This is a genomic window from Marinobacter sp. UBA2498 (genome assembly GCF_002341575.1).
Classification (GTDB): Bacteria; Pseudomonadota; Gammaproteobacteria; order Pseudomonadales; family Oleiphilaceae; genus Marinobacter; species Marinobacter manganoxydans.
Window position 1 is genome coordinate 8,815 of sequence record NZ_DDOI01000157.1, and the last position, 12,598, is coordinate 21,412.

Genomic DNA, 12,598 nt, shown 5'->3' on the forward strand with positions numbered 1-12,598 from the left:
GTGGTCAGCCTGGCCATGATTCCCCTTCTTGAGAAATACCTGGGTGTGCCCTACGACGTGGCTCTGGCCTACGTGGTAATTTGTGGTATCGGTTTCATGCTGCCGGCACTGCTGGGTGTGCCCCTGGTGCCTGGCTGGATTACGCCGGGTATTCCGGTTGTCCTGCTGTTCCTGAGTGACTATGAGCCTGGCCCAGAAGCCATCCAGGCCCTGTTCGCCCTGCAGTTCCTGGTGTTCATTATCTTCCTGGTTCTGGGCATTACCCGTCTGGGCAGCAAGCTGGTGGAGCTGATTCCCCGCTCCATGAAAGGCGGGATTATCATCGGCGCTGGTATCGCGGCCCTGATGGGTGAGATCGAAGCGGGCGGCCGCCTGGCCAATACACCGATCTCCCTGATCATTGGCGGTCTGGTGTGCCTGTACCTGATGTTTTCAGTATCGTTCAAAGGCTTTGTGGAAAATAACTCCATCGCCCGTAAGATCGCCAACTACGGCATGGTGCCGGGTATGGTGGTTGCGATTCTGGTCGGCTTTGCCACTGGCGAATACGACGTGCCCAATGTCGAGTGGGGCATCACCAAGCCGGCTTTTGATGAGCTGTGGAACTACCTGCCGTTCGCGGTCGGTTTCCCGGATGCCAACGTCTTCCTGTACGCCATTCCCACGGCCGTGATCGCTTACGTTATTGCCTTTGGTGACATCGTGGTGGGTCAGTCCCTGATGAATCGCGTGGATCATCTGCGCAAAGACGAAGACATCGATAACAGCATCGACCGGGTGCACCTGGTAACCGCGATTCGCAACGGTGGCCACGCGTTCTTCGCGCCTTACCCGGGGCTGGCGGGCCCGATCTGGACGGCCGTCACTGCCACCATGGCCGAGCGGTACAAGTACGGCCGCAATGCTATGGACTCCATTTACAGTGGCGGTGGTACCTTCTGGATTACCGGTTTCATTGCCCTGTTCATCCTGCCGCTGGTGAGCTTCTTCCAGCCGGTGTTGCCAATTGCCCTCTCGCTGACCCTGCTTCTGACCGGCTATATCTGCCTGATGGTAGGTCTGGAGCAGCTGGAGAATAACACCGAGCGTGGCATTGCCGGCACCATGGGCGTGGTTCTGGCGGTGTACGGTGCCGGCTGGGGTCTGGCCACCGGTGCCGTCCTCTATTTCCTGATTGAACGTACCAAATTGCTTGGCTTTACCGCCGACCCGGAAGCGCCGGGCGTGAAAGCCGCAGAAGAGCACTAAACCTGCGTCTTCCGGCTCTGCACCGGAAGGCGCTGACCCCCTGTGTGTCCTTGGGAGGCTTCGTGCCTCCCTTTTTTATGCCTGAATGTTTCCCTGAGCATGGGCGTTGACAGAATGTCATTTCGTGACAATTTGTCTAATTTTTCCTCCTGAAGTATTCCTTCCGCGCGGTTTCCGGGTTTAAACTGCCAGAACTGATGAAATTTTGTCCGCTGTTCAATACTGATAACAACACTACAAAAACAGGAGGCAGTCATGACCATCAGCTCCACGCCCGAGGGGGTGTCCGTTGAGCCGAGACATCTGCGGTTCGATGTCAGCGAGGATCTGAAAACGCTCTGGCATGGCAACGATGCTTTCCGGACCGCGTTCTTCAACGCCCTTTCCCTGCAATTTCCCGATGGCGAGCAGCAGTTTATCAATGCCGTAAGGCTCTATCGGGACAAGATCGAGGATCCAAAGCTTAAAGCGGAGATCCGCGGATTTATTGGCCAGGAAGCCCTGCACAGCAGGGAGCACAAGGATTACAACGAGGCCCTGAAGGCCCGGGGCTACGATATTGATGCCCTGGACCAACGGTTCCGCAAGCATATGGAGTGGGTGGGTAAACTGCCACCAAGCCGCCAACTGGCAGGTACCTGTGGCGCCGAGCACTACACCGCCGTCCTGGCCAATGCCATCCTGAGCCACCCGGAGTGGATGGAAGGCGCCACGCCGACCATGGCAAAGCTCTGGAGATGGCATGCGATTGAGGAAACCGAACACAAATCCGTCGCCTTTGATGTTTACCGGGAATGTGTCGGCAATGAACAGCTTCGCCGGATCGTCTTCCTCTTTGTTACCTGGAATTTCTTCAAGTACACCTTTTTGAATACCTGTAGCCTGCTGAAGGCCGATGGCAAACTCTGGAGCCTGCGCACCTGGGTTGGCGGGTTTAATTTTCTCTGGGGCAAGCCCGGAGTGCTCCGCAAGTGTCTGCCGGAATTCCTGGCGTATTTCCGTAAAGGCTTTCACCCCTGGCAGCAGGATAACCGCGAACTGCTCGAGCAGAATCTCCGTGAGCTGGATATGACATCGGCAGCACGATAGGGCCGGGTTGCTGAAATTCTGATCGCGGTGTGTAAAACTGTGCGGCACAAAGAATAACGACAATAAAGGGGGCTTCCGTTCGAGAAGCTACCCGGAGCTGGAGGCCCACCATGCGAGTTGGTTTGATCGTCGATTCTGCGTGCGACTTACCCTATGAGTTCAGCCGCAAGCACGACCTGTTCGTGCTGCCGGTAACCGCTGTAATCGATGGCCAGACCTACATAGACAAGCATGATCCGGTTCGGACCCAGGAGTTCTATCAGAGCGGCCTGTTGCAGAAAGGACATCAGGCGGAAACCCGCGCCTTCACCGCAGAGCAGATACACGATCTGTTCATGGAGAAGATCGTCACCCAGTTCGATATTGCTATCTGCGAGACGGTCACGAAATCCCGAAGCCTGATTTTCCAGAATGCCACCGAGGCTATGAACAGTGTCCTGGCGAATTACGAAGGTGCGCGGGAAGCCGCCGGTCGTGATGGCCGGTTCTTTATGCGTGTGATCGACAGTAAACAGATTTTTGCCGGCCAGGGCCTGCTGGCAGCCCACACGCTCAAGCTGATCGGCCAGAATGTGTCCAAGAATGCCCTGCGCCATGAGGTGGAAACCTTCAGCGACAAGATCTACACCTGCGTCATTCCGAGGGATCTGCACTACATCCGTGAACGGGCACGGCGGCGTGGCGACAAGAGTGTATCGGCGCTGGTTGCCTTCCTGGGCAAAGCACTGAACATTACGCCGGTTATCTTCGGGCAAGGGGCCGAGGGCCAGCCCGCGGCCAAAACCCGGAGTTTCGACGTGGCCGTGGAAAAGGTGATGAACTATGCCGCTGCCCGTGTCGAAGCCGGGCTTCTGACACCCTATGTAAGCCTGTCCTGTGGTCTTACCTGGACGGAGATCGAGGATTTGCCCGGGCTCAACCGACTGCGCGATGCTTGCGAACGCAATGGTGTGGAACTGCTGCTCTCCCAGATGGGGATTACCAGCAGCATCTACGTTGGCCCCGGCAGTCTTTGCCTCGCACTTGCTGCGGAACCCCACACCTTCAACGATTTTCAGTAACTCCTTCTCAGAGTGCGTGACTGAATCATACTGGCCCGGCCGCGCCTCTCCACCTGTAGTTTTGGCAAACCTGCCAGCGTTTCGTTCGTGTTAGCCTCTGGCCTGTGTGTTTCATTTCTTCAACAGGACAACTGACGCCATGACCAAAGGCAAAACGGATCTCGCCAACCAACTGCTTGAGCAGCATGTGAAACATGAGCTGGCTTCGCTAAAGGGCGCAAAGCTGCGCAAGTTCCTGGAGCAGGAGCTCGATGAGCTCTGGCATTATGCCGGCGAGATAACCCTTGGCCGGATAACCTCGGAAGAGCAGGTGATGGGCGTTATCCAGCGTATCGTTATGGACATGGAACTGGATGCAGGCATTCCGGAACTGGCTGCGGAGATGGCCACCGAGGTGCTCAATGCCGATGTGCAGTCAAAGACCACCCTGGGCGAGATCATCACCCGCGAACAGGCCACGGGCTTTCTGGAGGAAGCTCTGGAGCTCCGGCAGCAACGTGAACGGGTGATCAGCGAGATCATGGCGCACCCGGTCTATCAGGAGCTGGTGTCCAATGTGGTGTACCACGGCCTGGTGAACTACCTGTACGAGGATAACCTGATCACCAAGTCTGTGCCGGGCGTTGGTTCGATGATGAAATTTGGCAAGCGGATGGCCAACCGGGCGGTGCCGGGGCTGGATGAAACCTTTGAGCGTCGACTGAAAGCCTGGTTGTCTGACAGCCTGCCCGGTTTGATCAGCCGCAGTGAGCAATTCCTGCACAGTGCCCTGTCTGATGAGGAGCTGCGCGACAGTGTGATGGCCGCCTGGGTGTCTTTGGAGGATCGCACCATTGCCGAGCTTCACGAGGGGCTCGGAGACGTGCAGCTGCAGGAGTTTGTGGTGCTTGGCTATGAGTTCTGGCTGCAGTTTCGCAAGACCGGATACTTTGAGAACTGTGCCCGGGCCGTGGTTTCCCACCTGTTCGACAAATATGGCGAGCGCCCGCTTACAGACCTGCTGGGCGATATGGGGGTAAGCCGTGAGGTTGTTATGGCGGAGATAGATGCTTACGCAATTCCGGTTATAGACGTGTTGCGTGAAGAGGGCTATGTTGAGGCCGTGATTCGTCGGCGGCTTGCGCCATTTTACAAGTCCGCCGCTGCGCGTAAGATTCTCCAGCAGGAGGCCTGAGTCTGAGATTGTCGGAAGGGCCCCGGGGAAGGTTTCGTTCAGGATTTTGAGAGGGCATGACGTTGATATCGGATCTGTTCTGGGCCTATCTGGTTGCCATTACATTGCTCACCATCACGCCCGGTGTGGATACGCTGCTGGTGATGCGTAATACCGGCCGGGGCGGTTTGCGGGATGGGTGCGTGACCAGTGTCGGAATCTGTAGCGGCCTGTTCATTCATGCCACGCTCTCGGCGCTGGGCATCTCCCTCCTGTTGGTGGAAACCGCCTGGGCATTTTCTGCATTGAAGTGGGCCGGCGCTTGCTACCTGGTCTGGCTCGGCATCGGTTCGTTGCGCCAGGCCCTTCGCCGGGGTGACGCGCCTGCGGCAAAGGACGTAACGGTTGCCCGCCGGAAGGTGGGCTTGGCGGTGTCGTTTCGTGAGGGCCTGCTGTCCAACGTTCTTAATCCCAAAACCGCCCTGTTCTACATGGCTTTGCTGCCACAGTTTGTGGATCCGGCAGGCAACGCCTTTCAGCAGTCGCTGATGCTGGCCGGTGTGCATTTTCTGCTGGCAATGCTCTGGCAGTGTGGTCTGGCCTGGGTGGTGGTGACGTTTCGGAGTCTTGGTGTAAACGCGCGTGTGAAGCGAACGCTGAACGGCCTGACGGGAGGGTTTTTCGTGGCCATGGGCGCCAAGCTGGCCAGCACCTGACGCAATCACGGAACTTCAGGCAAAGAAAAAGGGAAGCCTCGGCTTCCCTTTTTTGTTCCAGTTCCGGATGCTTACTTTTCCAGATACTGAAGCTTGTTCGGCTTGCCATCCCATTCTTCAGCGTCTGGCAGTGGATCTTTCTTTTCGGTGATGTTCGGCCATTTGGCGGCCAGATCGGCATTCAGCTCCACAAACTGGACCTGATCGGCCGGCAGCTCGTCTTCCGAGAAAATGGCTTCGGCCGGGCACTCTGGCTCGCACAGGGCGCAGTCGATACATTCGTCCGGGTCGATTACCAGAAAGTTCGGTCCCTCGTAGAAGCAGTCTACCGGACAGACTTCCACGCAGTCTGTGTACTTACACTTGATGCAGTTATCAGTAACGATAAACGCCATAGTCAGATCCCTGGTCCAGTGGTCGGTCAGTCTCATCAGGAGCGCCGTCGGGCGCTGCCGTTATATTTTGGTGCGCGATATTGTAGGGAGCGACCCGCACAGCCGCAAGCGTTCGACTGCTATAACCTTATTACACAGATCAATTCTTCGCTATTTCTTCATCAACGCCTTCAGCTCGTAAAGCTGATTCATGGCATCCCGGGGGGTTAATCCGTCGAGGTCCATGTCTTTAAGTGCCTCTTCCACGGCGCTGGGCTCCAGGCTGGCGAACATGTCGCCCTGGTAAACGGATTCATTTACCTTTGTTGCCGGCTTGGCCAGGGATGCGTTGTTGCCCTGTTCGGCGGCCGAGGCTGCCGGCGCCGCTGGCGAAGCGCTGCCCTCCAGGTGGGAGAGCTGGGTTTTGGCGTTACGGATCACATCCTGGGGCACGCCGGCCAGCTTGGCTACCTGGAGCCCGTAGCTCTGGCTCGCCGGGCCATCATGCACGTTGTGCAGGAACACGATGCTGTCATCGTGTTCGGTGGCCGTCAGATGGACGTTTACGGCATGTTGCAGCTCATCGGCCAGCTGGGTCAGCTCGAAATAGTGGGTGGCAAACAGCGTGTAGCAGCGTATCTCCCGGGCAAGGTGTTCGGCAGTAGCCCAGGCCAGGGACAGGCCATCAAAGGTGCTGGTGCCACGACCAACCTCGTCCATCAACACCAGACTGTGCTCGGTGGCGTTGTGCAGGATGTTGGCGGTTTCGGTCATTTCCACCATGAAGGTGGAGCGGCCGCCGGCGATATCGTCCGAGGAACCCATGCGGGTAAAAATCCGGTCCACGGGGCCGATCACTGCCCGGTTGGCGGGCACGAAACTGCCGGTGTAGGCGAGCAGCGCAATCAGCGCGGCCTGACGCATATAGGTGGATTTACCGCCCATGTTCGGGCCGGTCATCACCAGCATGCGGCGCTGGGTGTCCATTAGCAGATCGTTCGGTACGAAGGGCTCGTCCAGCAACTGTTCAACCACCGGATGGCGCCCTTCCTCAATGTCAAAACCCGGGGATTCGCTGAACTCCGGCGCGGAAAAGCGCAGAGAGGTGGCGCGCTCGGCAAAATTACTCAGCACATCCAGTTCTGCCAGTGCCTGCGCGGCATCCTGAAGTGGCGCAAGTTGCCCGGCGACGGTTTCCAGTACGTCATCGTAAAGGCCTTTCTCACGGGCCAGGGCCCGGCTCTTGGCACTCAGGGCCTTGTCCTCGAACTCCTTGAGTTCCGGCGTGATGAATCGCTCGGCGTTTTTCAGGGTCTGCCGGCGAATATAATCCACCGGCGCCTGATCGGACTGGGCCCGGCTGATTTCGATGTAGTAGCCGTGGACCCGGTTGTAACCTACTTTGAGGGTGCTGATACCGGTGCGATCCCGCTCCCGGGTTTCGACATCCAGCAGATACTGGCCGGCGTTTTCGCTGATGTTGCGCAGCTCGTCCAGCTCCTCGTCGAAGCCTTCCCGGATGACCCCGCCTTCACGGATCACGACCGGGGGATTGTCGATGATGGCGCGCTCCAGCAGATCCGCCAGTTCCGGGTATTCCCCAATGATGGTCGCCAGCCTGACGACGTGGTGGGAATTGACCGGTTTCAGGGTTTCCTGCAGGTCCGGCAGGGCCTGGAAGGCATCCCGAAGCCGCGCCAGGTCTCTTGGGCGGGCCGAACGAAGGGCGACCCGTGCGAGCACGCGCTCAATGTCGCCAACAGCTTTCAGCAGATCGTGCACCGGCTCATAGTGGAACCCGTCCAGCAGTGCCGATACCGCCTGCTGACGCTGGCGGACGATTTCCACATCCCGAAGCGGCCGATTCAGCCAGCGCCGGAGTTCCCGTCCACCCATGGATGTGGCGGTGCGGTCCATGACCCAGGCGAGGGTATACTGGTGGCCGCCCATCAGGTTGGTGTCGATCTCCAGATTGCGGCGGCTGGCGGCGTCCAGAATGACCGCTTCATCGCGCCGTTCACGGGTCAGCTTGCGAATATGGGGCAGGGCGGTGCGCTGGGTTTCCTTGGCGTACTGCAGCAGACAGCCGGCGGCACAGACCGCCAGGTTCAGGTCTTCGCAGCCGAATCCGGTCAGGTCCCGTACCTGCAGCTGCTGGGTGATCACACGGCGTGCGGTATCGGATTCGAACAGCCAGGGACCCTGGCGTCGAATTCCGGTAAAGCCCTCCAGAACGTCCTCGTAAGGAAAATCCTCGCTGATCAGAATTTCCGCCGGGCGTACCCGCTGCAGCTCCCCTTGCAGGGCTTCCAGGTTCTCCAGTTCTGAAACGGCAAAACGGCCGCTGGAGATATCGAGTGAGGCAAAACCGAACTGTTCCCGGTGGTTATAGATGGCGACCAGCAGGTTGTCCCGGCGATCTTCCAGGTAGGCATCGTCGCTCAGGGTGCCCGGTGTGACGATCCTTACCACCTGACGGTCAACCGGTCCCTTGCTGGTAGCCGGGTCACCAATCTGCTCGCAAATGGCGATGGATTGACCTGCCCGAACCAGCCGGGCAATGTAGCCCTCAGAGGAATGATAGGGGATGCCCGCCATGGGGATCGGGTTGCCCCCGGACTGGCCCCGGGCGGTGAGGGTGATGTCCATCAGCTCCGCCGCTTTCTTGGCGTCTTCGTAGAACAGCTCGTAGAAATCCCCCATGCGGTAGAACACCAGTTCATTGGGGTGCTGGCCCTTGATCTTCAGGTACTGCTGCATCATTGGGGTGTGCTTGGATAATTCGCTGGAGGGCGCTTCGTTACTGACTTTCGGCATACTTCCTCATTAGCTTGGGGCAATCGTGGGGCAAAACGCTCCGCTTTTCTGCAACTCTTGCCAGATGAATTCAGCCTCGTTCTCAGACTCCGAATCCATCCACCGGCCGTAGACTTTAACCAACATGGAATAGTCCTTGTGACCCATCTGCTTTGCAATGAACGCAATGTTACCATGTGCAATAAGAGGCCAGCAGGCGTAAGTGTGTCTGGTTTGATAGGCGACACGATGTCGAACCTTTGCCCGGGGCAGCAACTTCCCCCATTTCGTGGCCCATGAGCCGACCTGCAATTGAGGGGTATAGAATTCCCCCGGTGGCAGGCGGCACCAACCTACCCAAATTCTGATGTTCTGTTCTTCGCGACGTTCTATGTCGCTTTCATCTATTACCCTTTGATCATGTTCAAGAGGTACGGCACTGCTGTGAGCGTTGCTGCTTGGTAGGAGTCATCCATCAAGAAGGACGACCAATGAAAAGATACCTGATGTTTTTCGCCGCATTGCTCGTCGCGCTACCAGCACACAACGATCGCAAATCCCTTGGAGACTGCCACGATAAGCTGAAACTCGTGTAGCATACAACGCATCTCAAACCGTAAAGGAAATCCGACGACCAGATGCATGAATTCAGCTACGACAGTGACCTGATCGGCGGCTCTCTCCTCGTGAGGGAGGCCCGCATTATCGCCGATCTGCTCTTCTCGAAGGCAGACGATTCAGAGTGGAAACGAGTGATTCAAACGGATAACCGCCTGCAAAAGCGGAGCCCCGCCACCGCCAAACGCCAAGCCAGTGCTTTGCGCAAGCGGCTGGAACGCTTGGATGAGCCATTCTGGCGGACATTGCGGGATGGCGACGACGAGCTGGCCAGTCAGATTGCTTTCGTGGCTGTGCTGGAGCGGAATCTGCTGTTAGTGGAGTTTGTGGAAACCGTCCTTCGGGATGCCTTTATTTTGAAGACGGAGAAATTGGCGCAGTACCAGTGGATGGATTTTCTGGAGGATCGAGCCCACCGGGATCCAGCCATAGGGACCTGGACAGAGTCCTCCAAAAAGAAAATGGGGCAGGTGGCATTCCGTATCCTGGCTGAAGTGGGGCTGTTGCAAAGTACCCGCAGCTTGAGGTTGCAGAACGTACTGGTGCGGCCTGAAGTGAATGTATTGCTGGAAGACAGCCGGCGCTACCGCATAAAGGCGTGCCTGAATGTGTCCAGTACAAACCCGGCGTAAACGGGCATAAAAAATAGATCGATGGAGCGCGTGCATGAGACAGCCGTTACAGGACCGGCTAAATCAGATTCCAGACAAAATCCTTTCCGAAGAATTCCTTCAGGGGCAGGGCCTGGGCAATGAAATTGGCTTCTGGGTATTCGATTATGCGCCGGAAGAAGAGCTCAAGGTCCGCGAATACCTGGGTTTCCTGACCAACTTCCTGTCCAAAAAACACAGTCACCTGAGCGTCGCCAGCATCAACCTGCTGGAGGTCATGCGTGACTATCTGGCCGACCGCAAGTTCCTGGATAAGGCCTGCGAGATGCAAGTAAAGAAAGGCGACAAAGCGCTGCTCAAAGCACTGGCCGGCCCCATGCACATGGACAAGTTCGCCCCTTACATGATGGAACAGACCAACGCCGGCGAGCAGGACATCATCCTCATACATGGCATTGGCTCCGTCTGGCCGGTACTCCGGGCCCACAACCTCCTGAACAAACTCCATGGCCTGCTGGGCCATAAGCCCGTAGTGCTGTTCTACCCGGGCGAATACAACGGCCAGAGCCTGACTCTGTTTAATCGCATCCCCAGCAACAACTATTACCGGGCCTTTTCATTGGTGCCCCGTACCTGATTTGCAGTACCTGACCGAATTACAAGGATGATCAGCAATGACCATTAAAGACCTCTTCTTCAAACCGCTGGACCGTTCCATCAATGGTGTGGTCAAAGCAGACCAGTCGGATGACGCAACCGTCTGGCAGGAATTGGAAGAGTATGTTGTCACCAACGAGCTGGAAAAACATTTCCGGGATTTCTTCGAGAGCTACAGCACGGATCTCAAAGATCCGTCCATTCCCAACCGGGTGGGTATCTGGATTTCCGGCTTCTTCGGCTCCGGTAAGTCGCACTTCCTAAAAGCTTTGTCCTACCTAATGGAGAACAAGGAAGCCCACGATGGGCAGGGCAATACCAGGCAGGCCGTCGAGTTCTTTGATGAGCACAAACTGCGCGACGCCATGATCCGCGCCGACGTACAGAAAGCCGCGTCTACCCCGGCCGATGTCATCCTCTTTAACATCGACTCCAAAGCCAGTTCCAACGATTCCGGTAATCCGATCCTCAACGTATTCCTGCGGGTGTTCAACGAGCATCAGGGCTTTAGTGGCGACCATCCCCACATTGCCCACATGGAGCGTCATCTGGAACAAAAAGGCGTTTATCAAGCCTTCAAGGATGCGTTCCGAGACGCCACGGGTTCAGAGTGGGAAGAGGAACGCGACGGTTACCAGTTCTATCAGGACGATATCGAGGGAGCCATCGCCAAGGCTCTGAACCTGTCTGCCGAAGCCGCCCATAAGTGGTTTGAAGAATCGGAAGAAACCTTCTCCGTTTCCGTGGAAAACTTCTGCCGCTGGGTTAAGGAATACCTGGACTCCCAGGGCCCTGAAAACCGCATGATCTTCATGGTGGATGAAGTAGGGCAGTTCATCGGCTCGGACACCAAGCTAATGCTCACGCTGCAAACCATCACCGAGAACCTGGGTACTATCTGCAGCGGCCGGGCATGGATTGTGGTTACCTCCCAGGCGGATATGGAAGCCATACTGGGAGACCTCACTTCATCCAAAGCCAACGACTTCTCCAAGATCGCCGGTCGGTTCAAGACACGCCTATCCCTGTCGAGCTCGAACACCGACGAAGTGATTCAAAAGCGCCTGCTGCGAAAAACACCGGAAGCGGAAGCCGAACTGCGGGCTGCCTGGGACCAAAGCGGCGACATCCTCCGCAACCAGATCACCTTTGACCGCTCCGGCCCAACACTGAAGAATTTCGATGGCCCGGACAGCTTCATCGCCAACTACCCGTTTGCCCCTTACCATTTTCAATTGGTGCAAAAAGTCTTTGAGGAAATCCGCAAGGTTGGCGCAACCGGTGCCCACCTGGCCTACGGTGAGCGGTCCATGCTCGACGCCTTCCAGATGGCAGCCATGAGCGTGGCTGGCAAAGACATTGGCGCATTGGTGCCCATGCATGCCTTCTATCGCTCCGTGGAAGGGTTTCTGGATACGGCGGTTAAGCGCACCATCGACCAGGCCAGTGAAAACGCCAGCCTGGATGACTTTGACGTTAAGATCCTGCGCACGTTGTTCATGATCCGCTATGTGGACCTGATCAAAGGTACCCTGGACAACCTCGTTACCCTGTCCATCGAGAAAATCGACGAAGACAAGCTGGCCCTGCGCAAGCGCATCGAGGAAACCCTGCACCGACTGGAAAAAGAAAGCCTGATCACCCGCAACGGGGATGAGTTTCTGTTCCTGACCAACGAAGAGCGGGACATCACCCGCAAGATCAAAGCCACCGACATCGCCAGCACCGATGAAAACAAGGAACTGACCAGCCTGATCTTCAAAGATCTGCTGAAAGACAAAAACAAGTACCGCTACCACATCAACAAAACCGACTACAGCATCGGCCGTTACCTGGATGGCCACACCCTGGATGGCCGTTACGAATCCGACCTGCGGGTGGAAGTGGTATCGCCGCTGGACCTGGACTACAGCCAGCTCACCGAAGCCGGTTGCATCAACAAATCCAGCGAAGGCGTTGCCGGGCAGGCTGTGATCAAACTGCCTGACGACAAGACCTTCTTCCAGGAACTGCGCACCTGGCTCAAAACCAACAAATTCATCCGCCTGAATGATGATGGCACCAACTCAGACCTCACCCGCATCTTGGCCGACCGTGGCCGGGAGAACCAGGAACGGCGCAAACGCCTACGCCACACCCTGGAAGACATGCTTTTACGGGCAGAATGCTATGCTCTGGGCCAGCACCTGAAGCTGTCTACCTCCAGCCTTGCCGTGCGCTTTGATGAGGCCTGTGAATACCTGCTGGAGAATACCTACACCAAGCTCGGCTTCCT

At 57.0% G+C, this 12,598-nt stretch carries 10 protein-coding genes; 8 read left to right on the top strand and 2 right to left on the bottom strand.

Annotation, left to right across the window (positions count from 1 at the left end; genetic code table 11):
• From B2W52_RS21665 to B2W52_RS21685, 5 genes are all read left to right on the top strand, one after another.
• Positions 1–1,248 (top strand): solute carrier family 23 protein (locus B2W52_RS21665; protein ID WP_286804052.1); only part of this gene is annotated, 1,248 nt, incomplete at its 5' end.
• 255 nt (positions 1,249–1,503) lie between these two features.
• Complete coding sequence (locus B2W52_RS21670) at positions 1,504–2,337, top strand: metal-dependent hydrolase (protein ID WP_008170545.1); 834 nt, start codon at positions 1,504–1,506, stop codon at positions 2,335–2,337.
• Positions 2,338–2,447: 110 nt separating this feature from the next.
• A complete protein-coding gene (locus B2W52_RS21675) occupies positions 2,448–3,398 on the top strand; it encodes a DegV family protein (RefSeq protein WP_008170544.1) in 951 nt (316 codons plus the stop codon).
• Positions 3,399–3,537: 139 nt separating this feature from the next.
• Complete coding sequence (locus tag B2W52_RS21680) at positions 3,538–4,572, top strand: hypothetical protein (protein WP_286804053.1); 1,035 nt, start codon at positions 3,538–3,540, stop codon at positions 4,570–4,572.
• A gap of 56 nt (positions 4,573–4,628) precedes the next feature.
• Entirely contained in the window at positions 4,629–5,267 is a 639-nt protein-coding gene (locus tag B2W52_RS21685) for a LysE family translocator (protein WP_014576519.1), read from the top strand.
• Positions 5,268–5,338: 71 nt separating this feature from the next.
• On the opposite strand, the gene fdxA is transcribed toward B2W52_RS21685, so the two are convergent.
• Both fdxA and mutS read right to left on the bottom strand, forming a co-directional pair.
• The gene (gene fdxA, locus B2W52_RS21690) at positions 5,339–5,662 is read right to left on the bottom strand and encodes a ferredoxin FdxA (RefSeq protein ID WP_008170541.1); all 324 of its coding nucleotides are present in this window, start codon (positions 5,660–5,662) and stop codon (positions 5,339–5,341) included.
• Between the two features lie 150 nt (positions 5,663–5,812).
• Complete coding sequence (gene mutS / locus B2W52_RS21695) at positions 5,813–8,458, bottom strand: DNA mismatch repair protein MutS (protein WP_286804054.1); 2,646 nt, start codon at positions 8,456–8,458, stop codon at positions 5,813–5,815.
• Between the two features lie 617 nt (positions 8,459–9,075).
• Between mutS and B2W52_RS21700 the strand changes: the two genes are divergently transcribed.
• From B2W52_RS21700 to brxC, 3 genes are all read left to right on the top strand, one after another.
• Complete coding sequence (locus B2W52_RS21700) at positions 9,076–9,687, top strand: DUF1819 family protein (protein WP_286804055.1); 612 nt, start codon at positions 9,076–9,078, stop codon at positions 9,685–9,687.
• Between the two features lie 34 nt (positions 9,688–9,721).
• Entirely contained in the window at positions 9,722–10,303 is a 582-nt protein-coding gene (locus B2W52_RS21705) for a DUF1788 domain-containing protein (protein WP_286804056.1), read from the top strand.
• A gap of 37 nt (positions 10,304–10,340) precedes the next feature.
• Positions 10,341–12,598, top strand: a 2,258-nt coding sequence (gene brxC, locus B2W52_RS21710; protein ID WP_286804057.1) for a BREX system P-loop protein BrxC, incomplete at its 3' end; no start/stop codon positions are given.